The organism is Candidatus Accumulibacter necessarius (assembly GCF_036625085.1).
The window spans coordinates 189,538-209,941 of sequence record NZ_JAZKUM010000008.1; the positions used below are offsets into that span (position 1 = coordinate 189,538).

The 20,404-nt window shown below is 62.0% G+C and carries 22 protein-coding genes and 3 pseudogenes; 18 read left to right on the forward strand and 7 right to left on the reverse strand.

The genetic code is table 11. From position 1 onward, the window contains the following. Positions 1-91: 91 nt before the first annotated feature. Positions 92-736 (forward strand): annotated as a pseudogene (locus tag V5B44_RS20685) (cation:proton antiporter domain-containing protein); the annotation flags it as partial. On the opposite strand, the gene V5B44_RS20690 reads toward V5B44_RS20685, so the two are convergent. Then, positions 734-1,819, reverse strand: coding sequence for an IS630 family transposase (locus V5B44_RS20690; protein ID WP_332360940.1), 1,086 nt, complete (start codon positions 1,817-1,819; stop codon positions 734-736). The pseudogene V5B44_RS20685 and the gene V5B44_RS20690 sit on opposite strands and share 3 nt — an antisense overlap. Positions 1,820-1,896: 77 nt before the next feature. Here V5B44_RS20690 and V5B44_RS20695 point away from each other — a divergent pair. Next, positions 1,897-2,547, forward strand: a pseudogene (locus V5B44_RS20695) (cation:proton antiporter domain-containing protein); the annotation flags it as partial. A gap of 126 nt (positions 2,548-2,673) precedes the next feature. Continuing rightward, positions 2,674-2,832: pseudogene (locus V5B44_RS20700) on the forward strand (LacI family transcriptional regulator); the annotation flags it as partial. Positions 2,833-3,059: 227 nt separating this feature from the next. Here the strand turns inward: V5B44_RS20700 and V5B44_RS20705 are convergent. Beyond that, positions 3,060-3,878: a class I SAM-dependent methyltransferase gene (locus V5B44_RS20705; RefSeq protein WP_332361015.1), complete on the reverse strand. Its 819-nt coding sequence runs from the start codon at positions 3,876-3,878 to the stop codon at positions 3,060-3,062. A 228-nt stretch (positions 3,879-4,106) separates the two neighbouring features. Between V5B44_RS20705 and V5B44_RS20710 the strand changes: the two genes are divergently transcribed. Next, a complete protein-coding gene (locus V5B44_RS20710) occupies positions 4,107-5,948 on the forward strand; it encodes an IS1634 family transposase (protein WP_332360941.1) in 1,842 nt (613 codons plus the stop codon). 126 nt (positions 5,949-6,074) lie between these two features. Here V5B44_RS20710 and V5B44_RS20715 read toward each other — a convergent pair whose 3' ends face one another. Beyond that, the gene (locus tag V5B44_RS20715; protein WP_332360942.1) at positions 6,075-6,596 is read right to left on the reverse strand and encodes an OsmC family protein; all 522 of its coding nucleotides are present in this window, start codon (positions 6,594-6,596) and stop codon (positions 6,075-6,077) included. Between the two features lie 188 nt (positions 6,597-6,784). Between V5B44_RS20715 and V5B44_RS20720 the strand changes: the two genes are divergently transcribed. Both V5B44_RS20720 and V5B44_RS20725 read left to right on the forward strand, forming a co-directional pair. Continuing rightward, positions 6,785-7,030, forward strand: coding sequence for a FitA-like ribbon-helix-helix domain-containing protein (locus tag V5B44_RS20720; RefSeq protein WP_332360943.1), 246 nt, complete (start codon positions 6,785-6,787; stop codon positions 7,028-7,030). Further along, complete coding sequence (locus V5B44_RS20725) at positions 7,027-7,422, forward strand: type II toxin-antitoxin system VapC family toxin (protein ID WP_332360944.1); 396 nt, start codon at positions 7,027-7,029, stop codon at positions 7,420-7,422. Before V5B44_RS20720 ends, V5B44_RS20725 begins: the two co-directional genes overlap by 4 nt. On the opposite strand, the gene V5B44_RS20730 is transcribed toward V5B44_RS20725, so the two are convergent. Further along, positions 7,419-7,667, reverse strand: a complete 249-nt coding sequence (locus V5B44_RS20730) for a hypothetical protein (RefSeq protein ID WP_332360945.1) — start codon at positions 7,665-7,667, stop codon at positions 7,419-7,421. The genes V5B44_RS20725 and V5B44_RS20730 overlap by 4 nt on opposite strands. Positions 7,668-7,696: 29 nt before the next feature. Beyond that, positions 7,697-7,927, reverse strand: a complete 231-nt coding sequence (locus V5B44_RS20735; RefSeq protein ID WP_332360946.1) for a hypothetical protein — start codon at positions 7,925-7,927, stop codon at positions 7,697-7,699. A 303-nt stretch (positions 7,928-8,230) separates the two neighbouring features. On the opposite strand from V5B44_RS20735, the gene V5B44_RS20740 reads away from it, so the two are divergent. The 3 genes from V5B44_RS20740 (at position 8,231) to V5B44_RS20750 (ending at position 9,133) form a co-directional block, all read left to right on the forward strand. Next, complete coding sequence (locus V5B44_RS20740) at positions 8,231-8,443, forward strand: hypothetical protein (RefSeq protein ID WP_332360947.1); 213 nt, start codon at positions 8,231-8,233, stop codon at positions 8,441-8,443. A gap of 62 nt (positions 8,444-8,505) precedes the next feature. After that, positions 8,506-8,787 carry a toxin-antitoxin system TumE family protein gene (locus V5B44_RS20745; protein ID WP_332360948.1) on the forward strand — a complete coding sequence of 94 codons (282 nt, stop codon included), beginning with the start codon at positions 8,506-8,508 and terminating at the stop codon, positions 8,785-8,787. Position 8,788: 1 nt separating this feature from the next. Further along, positions 8,789-9,133 (forward strand): transcriptional regulator, encoded by a 345-nt coding sequence (locus V5B44_RS20750; RefSeq protein ID WP_332360949.1) that lies wholly within the window; start codon positions 8,789-8,791, stop codon positions 9,131-9,133. 108 nt (positions 9,134-9,241) lie between these two features. Here V5B44_RS20750 and V5B44_RS20755 read toward each other — a convergent pair whose 3' ends face one another. Further along, positions 9,242-10,108, reverse strand: a complete 867-nt coding sequence (locus tag V5B44_RS20755) for an NAD(+)--dinitrogen-reductase ADP-D-ribosyltransferase (RefSeq protein WP_332360950.1) — start codon at positions 10,106-10,108, stop codon at positions 9,242-9,244. A 178-nt stretch (positions 10,109-10,286) separates the two neighbouring features. Here V5B44_RS20755 and nifH point away from each other — a divergent pair, with 178 nt between their 5' ends. The 9 genes from nifH to V5B44_RS20800 all read left to right on the forward strand — a co-directional run bounded on the left by nifH (position 10,287) and on the right by V5B44_RS20800 (position 19,057). Further along, the gene (gene nifH / locus V5B44_RS20760) at positions 10,287-11,195 is read left to right on the forward strand and encodes a nitrogenase iron protein (RefSeq protein WP_332360951.1); all 909 of its coding nucleotides are present in this window, start codon (positions 10,287-10,289) and stop codon (positions 11,193-11,195) included. A gap of 81 nt (positions 11,196-11,276) precedes the next feature. Then, positions 11,277-12,779 carry a nitrogenase molybdenum-iron protein alpha chain gene (gene nifD / locus V5B44_RS20765; RefSeq protein ID WP_332360952.1) on the forward strand — a complete coding sequence of 501 codons (1,503 nt, stop codon included), beginning with the start codon at positions 11,277-11,279 and terminating at the stop codon, positions 12,777-12,779. A gap of 63 nt (positions 12,780-12,842) precedes the next feature. Beyond that, complete coding sequence (nifK, locus tag V5B44_RS20770; protein ID WP_332360953.1) at positions 12,843-14,411, forward strand: nitrogenase molybdenum-iron protein subunit beta; 1,569 nt, start codon at positions 12,843-12,845, stop codon at positions 14,409-14,411. A 64-nt stretch (positions 14,412-14,475) separates the two neighbouring features. Further along, positions 14,476-14,700, forward strand: a complete 225-nt coding sequence (gene nifT / locus V5B44_RS20775) for a putative nitrogen fixation protein NifT (protein WP_324602207.1) — start codon at positions 14,476-14,478, stop codon at positions 14,698-14,700. A gap of 23 nt (positions 14,701-14,723) precedes the next feature. Then, positions 14,724-14,921: a 4Fe-4S dicluster domain-containing protein gene (locus tag V5B44_RS20780; RefSeq protein ID WP_015768828.1), complete on the forward strand. Its 198-nt coding sequence runs from the start codon at positions 14,724-14,726 to the stop codon at positions 14,919-14,921. A gap of 17 nt (positions 14,922-14,938) precedes the next feature. Then, positions 14,939-15,664 carry a dinitrogenase iron-molybdenum cofactor biosynthesis protein gene (locus V5B44_RS20785; protein WP_332360954.1) on the forward strand — a complete coding sequence of 242 codons (726 nt, stop codon included), beginning with the start codon at positions 14,939-14,941 and terminating at the stop codon, positions 15,662-15,664. 12 nt (positions 15,665-15,676) lie between these two features. After that, the gene (locus V5B44_RS20790; protein ID WP_332360955.1) at positions 15,677-16,651 is read left to right on the forward strand and encodes a hypothetical protein; all 975 of its coding nucleotides are present in this window, start codon (positions 15,677-15,679) and stop codon (positions 16,649-16,651) included. A 203-nt stretch (positions 16,652-16,854) separates the two neighbouring features. Then, positions 16,855-18,000, forward strand: coding sequence for an NAD(P)/FAD-dependent oxidoreductase (locus tag V5B44_RS20795; protein ID WP_332360956.1), 1,146 nt, complete (start codon positions 16,855-16,857; stop codon positions 17,998-18,000). Positions 18,001-18,553: 553 nt separating this feature from the next. After that, positions 18,554-19,057, forward strand: a complete 504-nt coding sequence (locus tag V5B44_RS20800; RefSeq protein ID WP_332360957.1) for a Dps family protein — start codon at positions 18,554-18,556, stop codon at positions 19,055-19,057. A 42-nt stretch (positions 19,058-19,099) separates the two neighbouring features. Here the strand turns inward: V5B44_RS20800 and V5B44_RS20805 are convergent, their stop codons facing one another. Then, complete coding sequence (locus V5B44_RS20805) at positions 19,100-20,194, reverse strand: alpha/beta hydrolase family protein (protein WP_332360958.1); 1,095 nt, start codon at positions 20,192-20,194, stop codon at positions 19,100-19,102. Between the last annotated feature and the right edge of the window lie 210 nt (positions 20,195-20,404).

Below are 20,404 nucleotides of genomic sequence, written 5' to 3' on the forward strand. Positions count from 1 at the left end.
AAATTAGGCGAGGCCACGTGGCCACCCTTGGTGACCAGCGATCGGGCATGCCTCGGCGTCACGATGGCGAAAGGAAACGGCGATGAATACCATGAGCAGCGCTCAGTGGTTCCTGCTCGTCGGCGGCCTGTTGCTCAGCATGGGGCTGAGCCGGCCCACCCTCGGTCGACTTCCGGTGACCTCGGCGATCATCTACCTGCTCGTCGGCCTGGTCGTCGGACCGACGGTGTTCAATGTCTTTCATTTCAATCCGCTCAAGCAGTCGGCGCTGCTCGAGGTTCTGACCGAGGCCGCGGTGCTGATCTCGCTCTACGCTGCCGGCGTCAAGATGCCGGTGCCGGTGAGGCGGCAGCGCTGGCTGACACCAATCCTGCTCGCCGTGCTGTCGATGACGGTGACGGTCGGCCTAGTTGCAGCGTTTGCCCACTATCTGCTCGGCTTGCCGCTGGGTGCCGCCGTGCTGCTCGGGGCGATCGTCGCGCCCACCGACCCGGTGCTCGCCACCGACGTGCAGATCCGCCATCCTGGCGACCGCGACCAACTCCGCTTCACGCTCACCTGCGAGGCCGGCATGAACGACGGTACGGCCTTCCCGCTGGTGATGCTCGGCCTCGGCCTGCTCGGCCTGCATCAGTTGGGCGACCTCGGGCTGCGCTGGCTCCTGGTTGATGTCCTGTGGGCCACGGCCGCGGGCATCCTTGTCGGCGTGCTGTGCGGCGTGACGCTGGCTCATCTAGTGTAGTGTTGCATTCTGTTTAGCGCTTAAGCGGCTGTTGGCGCGAATGACCTTCTGGAGGATGTCGCGAGCGCTCTTGGTCCAGATAAAGGGCTTGGGCTTGGTGTTGTGATGGGCGATGTAGTCGTCGATGGCAGAGACCAACGCGGGGACGCTGGTGAACACGCCACGGCGCAGTCGTTCGGTCGTGATATCGCGGAAGAAGCGCTCGACCATGTTCAGCCAGGAGGCCGAGGTGGGGGTGAAATGCATCTGAATCCGCGGATGCTTGGCCAACCATTCCTGTACAACGGGATGCTTGTGTGTGGCGTAGTTGTCGGCGATCAGGTGCAGCGCCTTGTCCTTCGGCGTTTCCCGGTCGATCTTGCGCAGAAACTTGAGCCACTCTGTGTGACGGTGCTGCTGTTCGCACTGTGCGATCACGCTGCCGTCCAGCACGTTGAGCGCGGCGAACAGCGTGGTCGTGCCGTTGCGCTTGTAATCGTGGGTCATGGTGGCTGCACGCCCTTTTTTCAGCGGCAGCCCGGGCTGCGTACGGTCGAGTGCCTGCACCTGGCTTTTCTCATCGCAGCACAACACCAGCGCATGCTCGGGTGGCGACATGTACAGACCGACGATGTCTTCGAGTTTCTCGACGAACCTGGGGTCACGAGAGACCTTGAAGCCACGTACCAGGTGAGGCTTCAAGCCGTTGGCGCGCCAGTGGCGCGAGATGCTGGCCGCACTGACGCCCAGTTCGGCGGCCATCTTGCGGGTACTCCAGTGCGTCGCTGCTTCGGGTGTGCTTTGCGTGGTCAGTTCCACCAGTCGCGCCACATCCACCTTCACCGGAGGGGCGCCGCGCGGCAAGTCGCGCTCGATTCCCGCCAGCCGCGACTTCGCATAACGCCCTCGCCAACGCGATACCTGTACGCGGCCAATCCCCAACTGATCCGCGATCTCATCGTTTCGCATCCCATCAGCGGCCAGCAGCACAATCCGCGCACGCTGTGCCAGCCGCACGCTGGCGCGCCTGGAACGAGAAAGCTTGGTCAACTCGCCACGCTCCTCTTCGGACAAGACAATCTTCGGGGCAACTCGCATCTGCATCTCCACTCCGCACACGACGTGCATTGGAGACGTGGTATCCAGACAAGTTCCCTCAAGAATGCAACACTACACTAGGAAAGCGACTGCGCGGCGAGGGGAACGAGCATCAGCTGATGGACGATTTCCTCGGGCTTGGCCTGATTGGGGTAGTTTACGGCCTGTGCCTTTTGCTGAGCGCCTGGGGTTTCCTGGCCGTGTTCTTCGCCGCGGTCGCCTTGCGCCAGACCGAGCAGAGGCTTGCCGAAGTTGCCGCGCCGGCTGCGGGAGTCGCCGAGCGGAAGGAGTGCGCCGACTCCATACGAGGAGCACCGCCTTCAGTGAGCGGCGGCTCGCTGATATTCAAGGAGCACCTCGAACGGCTGTCCGAGGTGTTGCTGATCCTGCTCATCGGCGGCTCCCTGTTCCTCGATTCGTGGAGTTGGCGGGCGGTCGGTCTCGCCACCTTCCTCTTCGTGGTCGCCCGCCCACTGAGCGTGCTCGTGGGACTGCTCGGCTCGGGCAACTCATGGCGAATATGCGGCTTGGCGGGCTGGTTCGGGGTCCGCGGTATCGGCTCGCTCTACTACCTGATGTACGCTATCGAGCACGGGCTGCCGGAGGGGATCGCACTCGAACTCATCCACATGACTCTGATTGTCGTGACGCTGTCGATCCTGGTCCACGGCATCAGCGTCAAACCGCTGATGGAACGTTTCTGGAGCCGGCGCGGGCGCAGCCACTGAGCAGCTTTTCCAGCGTCAGGCGGCCATCGGCGATCATCGACACCGGGGTTGTAAGCCCAAAGCCCACAAGATTCCGTGAACTCGCACGATGTTCAATGGGGCCAAGAAATTCTTGAAGCGCTCTGAAACCTGACCACGCTCGCGCCCGACATCGTGGAGGCCATCCTGGATGAGACCTTGCCTCCTCACGTCACCGTGCATGAGCTTGCGATCAGCCCGCCGGTGTTGTGGGAGGAGCAACGGGAGCGGATTGGTGTTGGTGGCGAGGAGAATCAGCCGGAGTGATTGGCCGAATGCCCATCCATGCTGGACGGCGGTCGTACCCAACCCCATGCTGCCTGTCGGTTCGTCCAGAATGTAGCAGGCCTTAGCCTTTCGCATACCGAACACACGAGGAGGCAAAAGGGAAGGCCTGGCGCTCCCCCGCTGGAGCGAGACGTTCAGGGTGGCGGTTCAGGCGTGTCACATTGCAACCGGTGGGGTCAGAGCACAACACGCTCAATTCGCCACAGTCAGTTTTCGATGGTGACAATGTGTGCCTGAATCTTGCCGTCAATAGCCCCTTGCCCGAACCTCTGTGCGATAGCTTCCGCAGCGGCGTTGGTCGCTTCGCCAGGTCGAGAGGCGTCACGTGCCTCGATCTCGTTTCGTAATGGTCTCCCCTGGCAGTACGCTACCGCCGGGATCAGGGAAGATGTTGCCCGACTGCGGGCGGCAACTGTGCTGGTTTGAGGCGAAGCAGTGAACCCGCCATTTGCAAGGTCTCCCTCGATAGTTGAGCGGTCGTAATAGCCATCGGGCGTGCGAGCCAAGAAGCGCGGCGGCTCCTTGGGCAAAAGGGACTCAAGTGCCGTCGTCACAGTGTCGGCAAATTCGTTTTCTTCGATCCGATCGCACACGGAAAAAATGAAAACGCCTCCCGACCGGGGTACTCGACGTGCCTCCGAAAAGGCCTTCGACTTTTCGGGAAAGAACATGACTCCAAACTGGCATACCACGGCGTCGAACATGCCGTCCTCGAAGGGCAGTTGCATGGCGTCTGCCTGACGCCTCTCCACGGGGTGCTTGGTTCCGATCGCAGCAGCTTGGTCCAGCATCGGCTGATTCAGGTCCGTGGCGACGATGGAAACGTTATCAGGCAGAACGGATGCCAAACTACGAGTAGCCACGCCCGTGCCGGCGGCAATCTCGAGCACACGGGTCAAGAGACGTGAAGCAAGCCGGCCCGCCAATTGCGCAGCATAGGGTTCGAAGATCACCGAAACCAAATGCTTCTCATAAAGCCTCGGAATTAAGCCAGTGAAGACTTTGTCGTTATCACGACTGCTCACACGGTTTGCCCTCGCCTTGTTTTCATCTCGCACTTCAGTCTTGCTGCAGAACATCGGCGCCTACCCCCTAACCGGTTGTTAACATCCCATACGCATATTTCCTACTTTTCAGGCGAGTCTCGATTCTAAGTCGTTGATTTTCCTGATGGTGGATTTTCTGGCGTTTTGTAGTGCCATAATCGTGTACTTTTTGGCCGATCCCCTTGCTTTTGTTGTACGATCGTGGGCATGTTCATACGACAGACGAGAACCGGCAACAAGGCGACGGGTGAAAGCTACGTCAGCTACCGACTGGTGCGCACCGAGCGCATCGGTGGCAAGGTCCGTCAGATCACGGTGTTGAACCTTGGCCGCCACTTTCCGATCAAGCCGGAAGACTGGCCGATTCTGTGCAGCCGCCTGGAGCAGTTGCTCAATCCGCAGGCGGTGATCCTGCCTGTGGAATGCTCTGAATCGATCGAGCGCACGGCGCAGCGTTACCATGCGCAGCTGGTTGCTCGCGCACCGGTCATCACGTCAGCGACGGAGGGTGGCGCCGGATCGGCCGGCGAACCTCGCCCGCCTGCGGACTTCCAGGAAGTCGATGTGGACTCGCTGCAGATGACGCAACCCCGGTCGGTGGGCGTCGAACACGTCGGTCTGCATGCGGCAAGCGAGCTGGGTTTGATCGAGACGCTGAACGACCTGGGCGTCAAAGGGGTGGTGCAGGCATCGATCCTGGGCAACCTGATCGGCCGAATGGGCCAGCCGGGGTCGGAACTGGCGACCTGGAACTGGTTGCAGCAGCACAGCGCCCTGGGTGAGTTGATCGACGTTGACTTCCTGTCGATGTCGCACCTGAGTCTGTACCGCGCCTCGGACGTCCTGATGAAACATCGGGAGGTGATCGAGACGCGTTTGTTCAGCACCGCCCGGACGCTCTTTGATCTGCCGGAGACGGTCACCCTGTACGACCTGGGCAACACCTATTTCGAAGGCGAAGCCGAGCTCAATCGCAAGGCCAAACGCGGGCGTTCGAAGGAGAAGCGCAGCGACTGCCCGTTGGTGACGCTCGGTCTGGTGCTCGACGGCAGCGGCTTCGTCCGGCGCTCACAGACCTTCGCCGGCAACGTCTCCGAGCCCGGCACGCTGGCGTCAATGCTGGCCGGCCTGGGGACGCCGGCGGGAGCGCTGGTGGTGATGGATGCCGGCATTGCCACCGACGCCAACGTCGCCTGGCTGGTCGAGCACGGCTACCGCTATCTGGTGGTGCGTCGAGGCGGGATGCGGCAGTCCGATGCCACACGCTCGGTGAGCATCGAGAGCGCTGGCGAGGCGTGGCTGCATCTCCAGAAGGCGCTGAGCCCGGATGGCCAGGAGCGCTGCCTGTATTGCCATTCGCCGAGCCGGCAACTCAAGGAAGAGGCCATGCTCGCGCTATCCGGTGGGCGTTTCGAGGCTGGCCTGCAGCAAATGCACGATGGGCTGCAAAAGCCCCGCAGCGAAAAGAATCACGACAAGCTGCTGGAACGTCTCGGCCGACTCAAGCAGAAGAGCCGCGGCGCCAGCCAGCACTACCAGGTCAATCTCGTCACCGAGGATAGCGGCAAGACGGTGACGGCGATCACCTGGCAGAAGGTGCCGGTTCCCGGCACGATGGCGACGCATCCCGGCGTCTATTGTCTGCGGACCAACGAACTCGCCTGGGATGAAGAGAAACTCTGGCGTACCTACACGATGCTGACCGACCTGGAGAGTGTGTTTCGCAGTCTGAAAAGCGAGTTCGGCTTGCGACCCATCTACCACCACAAGGAAGTGCGCTTGGACGGTCATCTGTTCATCACCGTGCTCGCCTACCAGTGTGTTCAGTTCCTGCGCGTGAAACTCAAGGCCGCGGGAATGACCGACAGCTGGGCGACCCTGCGTGACATCCTCTCGCTGCAGCGCCGGGTGACCGCGACTTTCAATCAGCGCGATGGCCGCTCCCTGCATGTGCGCAAAGCCACCGTCGCCGAACCCGATCTGCTGGCGATCTACCGCGCGCTCGGCATCAGCGCCGCACCCGGAGGAATCAGAAAACTGATCAGCTGAATCAGAAATCACCGGCTTGTAGTGCCACTCGACATCCTCTTGGCCCGCAAACGATTGATTCCGCAAGATGTTTTTTGGGACTCGTTAAACTTGGGCTAACGCAGAGCTGATCGGCGCCGTGCGGCTTTATCGCCCAGCGTCCAGCGAGCGCAGGGAGCGCGGTTGAATGCCATGTTGGAGCGCAGTTTGCCGTGGCTCGCAACGAACCTCGGTCTTGGCAGAATTGGCGATGAAGCACTCGTCGTGCGCCAAACGATGGAGCTCTTGAAGCTCGGCGTTCGTCGGCGTCTTTTCTCCCGAGAATCGTGCTTCAGGGCGAAGAGTGACGACCGTCATCATGAGCTTGCCTTCCGCATTTCTGGCCATCACACCCTCTGCCGCATCATGGTAGTCGTCCACTACGAAGCCATGCTTGACCGCGATGGAGAGAAACCAAAGCATGTGGCAACTGGACAGGGAGGCGACGAAGGCTTCCTCGGGATCGACGGCGTCGACTGCCGAATAGGGCAAAGGGACGACATACGGGGACGACGAGCCAGCGATTTCGATACCGCCGTCGAAGCGGAGAATGTGCTTTCGGCTGTAGCGATTGTCGATGAACTTCTGGTCGGACCTAGACCAGACTATTTCAGCAGTGTAGATGGCCATAGTGTGCGCTCCAACGTAGCGGTGAGGGGTGGCCGGAGCGCGAAGCGCGGGCGGAACCTGCAAGTGCAGCTTGCAAGCCGTCCCTCTCGACCGACATGTCAGCCCGCATTTTGCCACTTGCAAGTAATCGCAGTTTGACGAGATGGCAAAGTGAAACCATAATGGTTTCATTATGGTTGGAGAATGATATGCCTACTACCCTGACTTTAAAGAATATCCCGGACGTCGTATACGACCGTTTGAAGCTTTCTGCCGAAGCGCACCGCCGCAGCATGAATAGCGAAGCCATAGTCTGCCTTGAGGCGGCATTGCTACCGGCCAGGGTGACGCCCGCCGAACGATTGGCTCATGCTCGGGGACTTAGAGCGGCCTTGCCCAAGGGGCAATTTGAGGAGCGTGACATTGATGAACTGAAGCGCGCGGGCCGGCCATGATTGTGGTGGACTCCAACATCGTGGCGTACCTATACCTACCGGGTGAGCGCACCGCTGATGCTGAGGCGTTACTAGAGCAAGACCCGGAATGGGCAGCTCCTGTTCTGTGGCGTAGCGAGTTTCGTAACATTCTGGCTGGATATACGCGGCGGAAAATGCTTACGTTTGAACAGGCATGCAGCCTACAGAAGGAAGCAGAAGACCTTCTCTCTGGGTCAGAGTTTGAAGTTGACTCGCGAGCCGTCCTCGAACTGGTACGTGACAGCGATTGTTCGGCATACGACTGTGAATTCGTTGCGTTGGCAATCAAGCTCGACACAAAATTGGTGACAGCAGACAAAAAGGTGTTGGGAGCTTTCCCGAACAGAACCATGGCACTGGCTGCGGGCTAACGTTGAAATTCAGCGGTAAGCGAAGCGAGTCCGCTGCAATGCCAAGTTAGGCTCCGGTGGTGGACTGGCAGGAGCAGGAATGTCCGCCCTTCGGCTGCGTGTTTGTTCTGGCGCGCCTGCAGATCGGCAAGAATGCGATCGAGATCGAAACCAAAACTAGCGGCGTGTTGTTCGCGAATCGCTCGTACTTCGTGGATGATGCTATCAGTCATCTTCATCTCCCAAGCGCGCGCGAGCAGGGTCAAGTCTTTTCTTTTGCCCGACCGGTGATTTCTCAACCCGTGATTTCCAGCCGTCTTTCAATGCGGTCAATTCGCGCCTTGATCTGATCGATACTTGACTGTTGCCGGATGATTTCCTCGTAGTTGTGCGCGCTATCGCGTCGGCCAGCGGCAGTGCTCGCTTCCAGGCCGGTAAGCTGGGCGGCGACCGCCAGCAACTCGCTTTCGATGCGGTCCTGTCCACCCCGCAAGGCGCGCAAGTGCTCAAGGAACCAGATTGTCAACGTTGTCGCTCATGGTCGAGACTCCTTGCAGAGGATAGGAAATCCTACGGTACCATCAAGAGTGTATGAGCCTCCATCAAGGGGTGTCAATTTCGAATTTGGCCCCGGTGGCCCTTGAAAAGCTATCCAAATCCCGCCCCACTCAGTGCCATGGGTCATCCACCGGGCCGGACCGGCCGTCCGTGGCTGAAAGTCGGGGGTCTATCCTTTTTCCTCCGGGCGGGCTACGAGCGAATGCGCTGCAGTCTCGCTCGATTGCGGGAAGGAAGAAAGACCCTTGACTCTTGAAGGCGCTGGAGGCGCGTGGCGCAAGACTTTCCAACACAGCGCTGGCGCAAGCGCTTGGGGATGCCCGCGATGCGCATCAGCCGCTTCGTCAATGCTGCGAAGCACGTGTTCAACTTCGACCAAGCCGCGGTGCGGGTGCGTGACGAGACGGCGGGTACGGCGAAAACTGCCGGTCGTTCCAACCGCAAACGGGCCAGGGGTTCCGAAAAAGTTGACGGCTTTCTGTAACTGCTGGTCGCCACCTGTTGCATTCCTTTACAACGCTCGTTGGTGTTGTTAGGATTTACAACATGCCAGCGGCGCTGATCCTCGATGACCGATACCCACAAGGCGACCATGCTTTTGTCGCTGTGCGTGTCTTCCGGGTGCCGACCGAGGTACCCGAAAGCACGCACGATCTGAAGTACAGCTTGGCTTACGTGGTGGATGGGGTGTGCGTGCTCCGTTTCGACAACGAGGCCGGCAAGGGCGACCACTTCCACTGCGGCGAAGACGAGGCGCCTTACCTCTTCATCTCGCTGGAACAGCTCTTGGCAGACTTCTGGACAGCCGTCGACGATTGGAGCAAGTGACATGACAAACACCGTGACCATCGGCGTCGCGTCGCGCGAAGAGGTCAATGCTCGCTTCATGCGCGCCATGACCACCGGCGAGCGCGCGATGCCCTTCATCGGATTCGTCGATGAGCGCGCGCTATGGCGCACGCTGACGCCGCTACGCTGGGACATCCTCAAGGTGATGACGGGCGCGGGACCGCTCGCGCTAAGGGAAATTGCGCGGCGTGTGGGGCGCGATGTACGCGGCGTGCACACCGACGTGCATTCGTTGGTGGCCACTGGGCTGATCGAGCGCGAGCAAGCGGGGTTTTGTTTTCCTTACGATGCGGTGCATGTGGATTTCATTCTGACGGCGGCGTGATTATCGAAAACGCTGGCGCTGCGGGCAAGCATGGAAGCTGCTGGCCCAGGAACATCGTTCCATCGAGCCCACCCCCCGCACCGCCTGAGCCCACGGCAAGCTGCCCGTCTAGAAGCGCGCCAGCCGCACCCGATACAGACCACCGATCACCACGTACTCGTCCTCGCCGCCTAGCATGCCGGGCAGCAGCTGGCTGAAGAAGGCGAGCTTCGGCAACGGGACATCGACGGCCAGCAGGTCGTCGCCGAATTCGCCGGCGCGTTCGCGTGAACGCGAGAACGAGTTGATGTTGTTGAGCAGCAGCACCTTCTCCCCCTGCCTGTTGTCTTCGATGGTCTCGTGCTCGGCGAGCCGGTTGACGCCGCGGTACAGCCGCAGATGCGTGCGCTGCGGAAACTGCCGGGCCAGCTCGTACTGGGTATAGGCGTAGAGCAGGTCGAGCTGTGACTCCAGGGCATTGGTGCCGCGCAGTCCCTGCGCCCGGATTTCCACATAGCGCTGCCAGGCGGCGCTCCCCGGCTCGCGCAGCGGTTCGCCATGATGGCGCGGACTGAGCCCAAAGCGCGACTCGACCCAGCCCTTCAGCACTGCCGCCTCACGGCTCTCGCTGTCGAAGGCCCAGCCGCGCACGACGCGCAGGTAGCTGGCCCTGGCGCGCGTGCCGGACCGGCCGGCAGCAAGCCCCGCATCTTCCGGCTGCTTGAGGCGAAAGTGGCTCTCCAGGTAACCCGCGAAACGCCCGGCCCGCTCGTCGGTGTCCGGAATGTCGTTCAGCAGGGCCCACAGCGGTTTGTGCAGGTCGGCGACGCCGTCGATCTGCAGCGGTGTCGGATGTCGTTGATAGGTCAGGCCACCGAGGATGTCGGCCGGCAGGTTGCAGCGGTTGATCGGCAGCCGGGCAAGGCGCGGCAGCGTCGGCAAGCCTTCATCGGCCTTGTCGGGAGCGCGACAAACATCCACAGGAATGTCAGACATCGGCGTTTCGTCGGCCTTCGCCGGAATCCGTGAAAAATCGGTGAAAAGCTTGCCAGCTCAGGGTTTCAGCGATCTCGGCCGGAACTGGCACGCTCTGTGCACAAGCCTTGTCAGGAGCGCGGGATTTTTCCTTGCTTCAGATGATTTCAACGCAGAACTTCAACAAGGAGATTGCATCATGGCAAAACTTCGTCAGGCCGCCATCTACGGCAAGGGCGGTATCGGCAAGTCTACCACTACCCAGAACCTGGTCGCCGCGCTGGCCGAGATCGGCAAGAAGGTGATGATCGTCGGCTGCGACCCGAAGGCCGACTCGACCCGCCTGATCCTGCACAGCAAGGCGCAGAACTCGGTGATGGGTCTTGCCGCCGAGGCCGGTTCGGTCGAGGACCTCGAACTCGAGGATGTGATGTCAGTCGGTTACGGCGGCATCAAGTGCGTCGAATCCGGTGGCCCGGAACCAGGCGTTGGCTGTGCCGGTCGCGGCGTCATCACGGCGATCAACTTCCTGGAAGAAGAAGGTGCCTACGACGAGGACCTCGAGTTCGTCTTCTACGACGTGCTCGGTGACGTCGTCTGCGGTGGCTTCGCGATGCCGATCCGCGAGAACAAGGCGCAGGAAATCTACATCGTCTGCTCGGGCGAGATGATGGCCATGTACGCCGCCAACAATATCGCCAAGGGCATTGTGAAATACGCCAACTCCGGCGGCGTGCGCCTCGCCGGCCTGATCTGCAACAGCCGCAACACCGACCGCGAGGACGAGCTGATCATGGCGCTGGCGGCCAAGCTGGGCACCCAGATGATCCACTTCATCCCGCGTCACAACATCGTCCAGCACGCCGAGATTCGCCGCATGACGGTGATCGAGTACGACCCGACGGCGCCGCAGGCCGACGAGTACCGCACGCTGGCGAAGAAGATCGTCGACAACAAGAACTTCGTGATCCCGACGCCCGTGACCATGGACGAACTCGAGGAACTGCTGATGGAGTTCGGCATCCTGGAGGCGGACGACGAGTCGATCATCGGCAAGACCGCTGCGCAGCTTGCGGCCGAACAAGCCGAAGCACTCGCCGCTGCCTGAACCGCCCGGACTGCGCAATACCGTCTCAACCCGCGGCTGCCGCCCACACATGAGTGCCGGCAGCCAAAAAGGAGAAGCAGGATGTCTGAATTGACACGTGAAGAAACCGAGGCCCTGATTCAGGACGTGCTCGAGGTTTATCCCGAGAAGGCCAGGAAGGACCGCGCCAAGCACCTCGCGGTCAACGACCAGTCGGTCGAACAATCGAAGAAGTGCATCACTTCCAACCGCAAGTCGCTGCCCGGCGTGATGACCGTGCGTGGCTGTGCCTACGCCGGTTCCAAGGGGGTCGTCTGGGGTCCGATCAAGGACATGATCCACGTCTCGCATGGCCCGATCGGCTGCGGCCAGTATTCGCGCGCCGGCCGCCGCAACTACTACGTCGGCACCACCGGCGTCGACACCTTCGGCACCATGAACTTCACCTCCGACTTCCAGGAAAAGGACATCGTCTTCGGCGGCGACAAGAAGCTGGCCAAACTGATCGGCGAGATCGAAACGCTGTTTCCGCTGCACAAGGGGATTTCGGTGCAGTCCGAGTGCCCGATCGGGCTGATCGGCGACGACATCGAGGCGGTGTCGAAGAAAGCCGCCAAGGAAATGGACAAGCCGATCGTTCCGGTGCGCTGTGAAGGCTTCCGTGGCGTCTCGCAGTCGCTCGGGCACCACATCGCCAACGATTCGATCCGCGACTGGGTCCTCGACAAGCGCGATGGCCAGGCCTTCGAAGCAACCCCCTACGATGTTTCCATCATTGGCGACTACAACATCGGCGGCGATGCCTGGGCGTCGCGCATCCTGATCGAGGAGATGGGCCTGCGGGTGGTCTCGCAGTGGGCTGGCGACGGGACGCTGGCCGAGATCGAAAAGACGCCGAAGGTCAAGCTCAACCTGCTGCACTGCTACCGCTCGATGAATTACATCAGCCGCCACATGGAGGAGAAGTACGGCATTCCATGGCTGGAATACAACTTCTTCGGCCCGACCAAGATTGCCGAGTCGCTGCGGGCAATTGCCGCCCACTTCGATGACCACATCAAGGAAGGCGCCGAACGCGTCATTGCCAAGTACCAGCCGATGATGGAGGCGGTGATCGCCAAGTACAAGCCGCGCCTGCAGGGCAAGACGGTGATGCTCTACGTCGGTGGCCTGCGACCGCGGCACGTCATCGGCGCCTACGAGGATCTTGGCATGCAGGTCATCGGCACCGGTTACGAGTTCGGGCACAACGACGACTACGACCGCACGATCAAGGAAATGGGCAACGCCACGCTGCTCTACGACGACGCCACCGGCTTCGAACTGGAAGAGTTCATCAAGCGCATGAAGCCCGACCTGGTCGGTTCCGGCATCAAGGAAAAATACGTCTTCCAGAAGATGGGGATCCCGCTCCGCCAGATGCACTCCTGGGACTACTCGGGTCCCTACCACGGCTACGACGGCTTCGCCATCTTTGCCCGCGACATGGACATGGCGATTTCCAATCCGTGCTGGAGCAAGCAGACGCCGCCGTGGAAGAAGCAGCCGGCGTCGGGCGATGCGAGCGTGCCAGGTGAAGCAGGCGAGCTGAAGAAGGTTGCCTGAGAGAAATTTCCCTCAACTTGTGTCCGCGTCCACACATGGGTGGCGCGGCCAAAGGAGATGAAGATGCAAGCTGTAGATGATATCAAGCCCTGCTACCCGCTTTTCGGCGAACCCGACTATCAGGCCTCGTTGAAGAACAAGCGGGATGTCTTCGAAGAACGCCATCCCCCGGAGAAGGTGCAGGAGGTCTTCCTCTGGACCACCACCGCGGAATATCAGGAGCTGAACTTCAAGCGCGAGGCGCTGACCGTTGATCCGGCCAAGGCCTGCCAGCCGCTCGGCGCCGTGCTCTGTGCGCTGGGTTTCGAGAAGACGCTGCCCTACGTCCATGGCTCACAGGGGTGCGTCTCGTACTTCCGCACCTATTTCAATCGTCACTTCAAGGAGCCGATCTGCTGCGTCTCCGATTCGATGACCGAAGATGCGGCGGTGTTTGGCGGCCAGAAGAACATGTTCGACGGCCTCGAAAATGCGCGCGCGATCTACAAGCCGGAAATGATCGCGGTATCCACCACCTGCATGGCCGAAGTGATCGGTGACGACCTCAACGCCTTCATCAACAACGCCAAAAAGGAAGGGCATGTACCGGACGACTTCCCGGTCCCCTTTGCGCACACGCCGTCTTTCGTCGGCTCGCACGTGACCGGTTGGGACAACATGTTCGAAGGCATCATGCGCTCCTTCACGCTGAACCACATGGCCGACAAGACGCCAGGCCAGAACGGCAAGCTCAACTTCGTTCCCGGTTTCGAGACCTATCTCGGCAACTTCCGGGTCATCAAGCGGATGATGGCCGAGATGGACATCGAGGCGACGCTGCTCTCGGACCCGAGCGAGGTGCTCGACACGCCGGCCGACGGTGAGTTCCGGATGTACGCTGGCGGCACGACGCAGGACGAGATCAAGGACGCGCCGAACGCCATCAGCACCATCCTGCTGCAACCATTCCAGCTCGACAAGACGAAGAAGCTGGTCGAGAACACGTGGAACCATGAGGTGCCAAAGCTCAACATCCCGATGGGTGTGGATTGGACCGACGACTTTCTGATGAAGGTTTCCGAACTGACCGGCAAGCCGATCCCGGAATCGCTGGCCAAGGAACGCGGCCGCCTGGTCGACCTGATGTCCGATTCGCACGCCTGGCTGCACGGCAAGAAATTTGCCCTCTACGGCGACCCTGACTTCGTCATGGGGATGGTGAAGATCCTCTTCGAATGCGGTGCCGAACCGACCCACGTGGTCAGCCACAACGGCAGCAAGCGCTGGCTGAAGACGATGGAGAAAATGCTCTCGGAGAGCCCGTTCGGGGTCAACGCCAAGGCCTGGACCGGTCTCGACCTGTGGCACCTGCGCTCGCTCTGCTTTACCGACAAGCCGGATTTCCTGATCGGCAACAGCTACGGCAAGTTCATCCAGCGCGACACGCTGCACAAGGGCAAGGAATTCGAGGTGCCGTTGATTCGCATCGGCTTCCCGCTGTTCGATCGTCATCATCTGCATCGCCAGACGACGATCGGCTACGAGGGAGCCATGCAGGTGGTCACCACGCTGGTCAATGCGGTGCTCGAGCGGCTCGACCAGGAGACCATGGGCATGGGTACCACCGACTACAACTTCGATCTGGTGCGCTGAGTGCGCTGAACCAGCCCGACGGGGACGTTCGCCGTTCCCGTCGCCCACTGCAAAGGGAAGTTCCATGGCCAACATCATGGTCCGCAAGACGGCTGTCGGTACCTACTCGTTCTACCTGCCGAAGCGCGATCTCGAGGACGCCATCGTCTCGATGGAATACGACAGCGCCGACAAGTGGGGCGGCGAGATCCGGCTCAACAATGGCGGCGCCTATTACATTGAACCGCAGGCCCTGCCTGCACGCTTCCCGATCTCGCTGCGCGCCAGGCGACTGGATGCGGCGGAGTAAGTCCTTCAACGGAGAATAACCTCATGGCAATGAAAATCATCCAGGCCGAATGCACGTCGTGCGGCGACTGCAAGCCGGTCTGCCCGACCAGCTCGATCACCAGCAAGGCCGGCATGTACAAGATCAACGTCGACACCTGCACCGAGTGCGAAGGCGAGTTCGATTCGCCGCAGTGCCTCGATGCCTGTCCGGCAGGCGAATCCTGCATCGTCTTCATCTAGGCTCGAGGGAGGCTCTGATGGCGCAGTCGATTACCCGTGAAGCGGCTTTACGCGTCGCGCTCGCTGCTCGCGAGCTGGGCATCCTGTCGGCCAGGGAACTGGTCTCGGCTCTGGTTGAGCGACTGGAGTTGCCGCTGACCGAGGCCAAACTCGCCACCGTCACGGTGGCTGATCTGCAGCTCATGCTGCAGGGGGATGAAGTAATCGAAACCGACGTGCCGCGGGAGCAACTGAAGCAGGCCGTGCGCCTGCTTTGGGGCGAGGGCATCGTAAACAGCGAGCTCCCGCCGGTGACGAGCTACGCCGCCGGCGACATGCCGGGATCGATCCGCGTCGCCTGCGCTTCGAACCGCGAGCAGCTGCTCGATGGGCACTATGGATCGTGCGAGCGCTTCCTGGTCTATCAGGTCTCCCCGGACGAGGTACGGCTGATTGCCGTGCGGCCGACGCTCGCGGCCGATCACGCCGAAGATCGCAACGTCGCGCGTGCCGCACTGATCAGTGATTGCCAGATCGTCTATGTGCAGTCGATCGGTGGCCCGGCGACGGCCAAGGTCGTCCGCGCCGGTGTCCATCCGGTCAAGGTGGCGAGTCGCGAGAACGCGGGCGGCGAAGCCCTGCAGGCGCTTGCCCAGCTGCAGCGGGCTTTGCGCCACCCGCCGCCGTGGCTAGCCCGGATCATGGGCGTCGAAGCCGGTTCGCTGGCCCGCTTCGCGGCGGACCTTGTTGCCGAGGACGCATGAACACCACCGGCAATGAATAGCACCTCGGATTGGCAGGAACTGTCGCGCCAGGTCGCCGAACTGTGCGTACGAACGCCTGCCACCGCCGGGCCTGAGGTGCTGGCCAGGGAACTGGCGGTACTGGCTCCCGGGCTGACCTTTCGCCAGGTCCTGTCGCGCGGCGGCTGGTATCGCCTGGGCGGCGTCGTCGATGCGAATCATGTCCGCCTTTCGGACAATCTGGAGACCTGGGCCGAACAGCAGCTGGCGGCTCACGACGAGGACATGGCTGCCCTCTGCGACGACTACGCCGAGGACGGTTTGCGGGCGACCCGACTGACCGGCCGCACGCGTTACTTTGTCGCCGCGACCGGCGGCGGCGCCACGGATTTCGTGCAGATCGAAATCGAGGAGCTGCAGGAGGTCGTCTGTCATCCGCTGTTCGCGGCCGAGAGCCTGCCGTCGGGAATCGAGGAGCTGATCGATCCGCGCGGCGCGGACGTCACCTGCTGTGCCGGTGCCGAACCAATCGGCTCGTCGTTTCTGGTCTTGCGCCGGCTGACGCCGGTGGCCGCCTTCCTCGCCCGGATGCGCGTTCAGAAGCCGGAAGCGCAGCCGATTCATCGTTTCGTCGAAGCCTGGGAAGCCAGCAGCGCCAGCGCGGCGACGCAGTTTTCCAACCACTGGGTGGTTGTCGTGCGCGAGCATCTGGACCGCTACCGGCAGGCCGTACTGCACGCCACACCGGTCGCCGCACTGAACGGTGCCGCACCCAGGTTCGCCGCCACCTTCGGCATGCAGGGCCTGGCATTGCACCAGGCCATGGCCCGCTACGACAAGGCCGTTGGTTACCCGATGGCCTGGTTCTTTCACATGCTGACGGTCAGGAGCGCGCCGTACGCCCTCGCCAATGCCGTTATTGATGACGTCAATGCCGGCTTCCACTACCTGCCCGATCGAGACGTACAGGTCGTCAAGGAGTGGCTTTACCAGCCCTATGCCTTCTGACTGCACTGGACTACACTGCCGTTGATGGCTTGTCCAGTGGCAAAACGCAGGTGTTATCGTTCGCCTGGTGAGACCGCCGCCGAGTTGTTCAAGCTGCCGCGCAGCGCCGTCCCTGGGATGCCTTTTTCGTCGTGATCGTGCCGTTCGCCTGACCGGCCGAAGAGCCGACAGATGCCCTTCCGGGAAGCCCACAGGAATACTGCATGACCATCCTTCCGCCGTCTGAGCAGGCCGACTTCCTCGTCATCGGTGGCGGCATTGCCGGCGCATCCGTCGCCTGGCATCTTGCACCCGGCGGTCGCGTCATCGTGCTCGAACGTGAAGCGCAGCCGGGCTATCACTCGACCGGGCGATCGGCCGCCCTGTTTGCCGAGAGCTACGGGACTGCCCAGGTGCGTGCCCTCACCATGGCCAGCCGCACCTTCCTGGAATCCCCACCCCAGGGGTTTGCCGAGCATCCGCTGCTGACGCCGCGCGGCGCCCTGCTCGTTGCCACCCAGGGGCAGGAGGCGCTGTTGCAGCAGACCTGGCAGACCTTGCGCACGATCAGTGACCGAATGCAGTTCCTCGGCCCGACCCAGGCCTGCGCCATGGTGCCCGTTCTGCGGCGCGAACGGGTGGTCGGCGCAGTCTACGACCCCGGCGCCGCCGACGTCGATGTCAACGCCCTCCATCAGGGCTATCTGCGCGGTCTGCGTCAGCAAGGCGGGAGGGTCGTCTGTGACGCCGAGGTGACGACTCTCTCGCGTGCTGATGGCTGCTGGCGCGTGCGTGCCGGGGGCCGTGAGTACGCCGCGCCGACGGTGCTCAACGCGGCCGGCGCCTGGGCCGACCGGATCGCACAACTGGCCGGTGTCGCGCCAATCGGCCTGCAACCGCGACGTCGATCGGTCTTCATCTTTCCGCCACCCGGCAACGTCGATGTGTCGCCCTGGCCACTGACCATCGGCCTCGCTGAAGACTGGTACTTCAAGCCTGACGCGGGCCAGTTGCTCGGCTCGCCGGCCAATGCCGAGCCGGTCGAGCCGCAGGACGTGCTGCCGGAGGAACTGGACATTGCGACGGGCATCCACCGCCTGACGGAAATGACCACCCTGAGCATTCGCCGTCCGACCCATACCTGGGCCGGTTTGCGTTCCTTCGTCGCCGATGGCGACCTCGTTGGCGGCTTTGACCCGCTGGTCGCCGGCTTCTTCTGGGTGGCTGCACAGGGGGGCTACGGCATCCAGACGTCGCCGGCAATGGGCGCAACCTGTGCGGCGCTGGTCCGCGGGCTGCCCCTGCCGCCGCAGGTGGCGGCATATGGTCTGACCGCCGGGCTGCTGGGCCCGGCACGCCTCAAATCCTGAGCAGCCGGGGCGCTACGGCAACCGGCATCAGATGAACAGGGCGGATCCCCGCTTGCGTTGGAATGGCGGCAAGTTCCCGGTTGTCAGGGTGATTTTCACGACCTCGCGGCCGATCGGCCGGGCAGGAAGCCTGGCGCAGACAAGCGTGCTTGCCCCATTCTCGCAATAGCCGTTCGCAATCGCGCTTATATCCACAATCGATTGGACCAATCGTTCAGGCAATCCTAGAATCAGGTCGTCGGGCTTGCATGCGGTCATTCAGCAAGTTGGTCACTCTTCTCGCAAGGACGCCACGATGATTTCCCGGTACAGGCACGGTGCTCGGTAATCCCGGCGGCTCTCCGAGACGCCGGTAGAGAAGGGCTTGCCGCCTCTTCGGATACCATTGATCGAACAAAGAGGAGCAAAACATCTGGTTGGCAGCAACACGTCGCTGTCTTTCCGGGCAGCGCTACCGGCTTGTTGTAATTGGTCCGAACGCTGCCTGGCTTTGCCCTGATGATGGTACTGAAAACCACGCTGGGATGATCATTTCAACCGAGGAGAATGAACCATGAACGCCAAGAAAATCAGAACAGCCGCCGCCCCGTCGATCAACATCGGCATCAGCGCCGACGAGCGGGAGACGATTGCCAAGGGCCTTTCCGCCCTGCTCGCCGATAGCTACACGCTCTACCTGATGACGCACAACTTCCACTGGAATGTCACGGGGCCGATGTTCAACACCCTGCACCTGATGTTCATGGGGCAATACACGGAACAGTGGAACGCGCTCGACATCATTGCCGAGCGGATTCGCGCACTCGGTCACCCGGCTCCCGGCACCTACAAGGAGTTTGTCAAGATCGCCTCGGTCAAGGAGGTGACAGGGGTGCCCAGGGCAATGGACATGATCCGTCACCTGGTTGCCGCTCAGGAAGCGACGGCGCGCACTGCACGCGAGCTGTTTCCAGTGGTCAATGCCGCGAACGACCAGCCGACAGCCGATCTGCTCACTCAGCGCCTGGAAGTGCATGAGAAGACCGCCTGGATGCTGCGCAGCCTGCTCGAGGATTGAGCTGATTCCGACATCAGATCGCTGACCGTTCTCCGTCGCCGTCTACGAACCGCCGGCGACGTACCGGGCGACGATACCGTTATGGCGCGCTGGCCAGTCACGCAGCGCCGCGTCGCCGCCGCCGAACACCTTCTGCCAGAAGGCAAGCGAGAGTTCCCGGGTCGCTGCCTTCACCAGCGGGTTCAGGGTTACGCCGCCGGTGGCGGCACGATCGGTGAACATGCTGTGCGAGCCCCCCTCGAACACCGCCAGGACCTTGCGCGCGCCAGGCATGGCCTCGAAGACGGCGATGCGGTCCTCGGCGCCGGAGTAGTAGCCCGGAATGCGAATGATGTCCTCGGTGGCGGTGATGTGTAGCGTCGGCACGCTGATGCCCGAGAGTATCCTTGCGACATCGGTTTCACCGTAGAACGGTGGTGCCGATAGCAGCATCGCCGCCTTCAGGCGGGGTTCGGCGAGATCGATGATGCGGCCCTGCCGCTCGATCCGCGCACCCAGCGCCAGCAGGATGGTATTGGCGCCGTACGAGTGGCCAGCGGCAACGATGCGCTCGGGGTCAATCCGCTGGCCGACTTCGGGGTGGGAAAGTAGCTGATCAAGCGCGAAACGAAGGTCGGCGACGCGCGCGATCGCTTCCTCTTCCTGCGCAGCGCCCTGCAGGCGCCCCACCAGATTGAAGACGTTGCCAGCCCACAGCGAACGATCGCTGCCGACGTGCTGCAGGTGCAGGCTGGCGTACCCGTGGCTGGCCCAATAGGCACCAAGGTAGCTGTAGCCGCGGCGCGAACCACCGATGCCGTGTGAAAAAACGACCAGGGGCAACGTTCGCCTACCGGCAGTCGCGACCGGCAGATACAGGCGCACCGGCACGGCGCGGTCGCGCGACGCGTCGTGCCACTCGTAGTCGTGGCTGACGACCTCGGCGACGCCGGTTTCACGGGCTGTCTCGGTCGCAGCAACCACGACGGGTGAGTTCTGCTGCGCCTCAACGCCCTGCGCCGCGAGGCGAGCCGAAGCAAGAAGGAGCACCGCAAAGACGGCCGCCGCGGCAGCGGCGGTTGGCAAGAACCCCTGACGGGAAAGCAGACGCATGGGATCAGGCAACACGCCCGGCAGCAGAGGCTTGTACAGTTCCATTAAGCAACTCCAGGGTGGGATGGTGATTGGTGGCGCGGGCTTGCACGCTATTGACCACTGCTGCCGCCCGAAGGTTCGCTGCCGCCAGAACGAACACAGGAAGTGGCGAGCCCTCCCACCTTTGGCGACGGGCGCGCTCATGCGGACTTTGGAGGGGTGAGTGCCACGAGGTGGCGAAACTCACCGGATCAAACGACTCGGCGACGAACA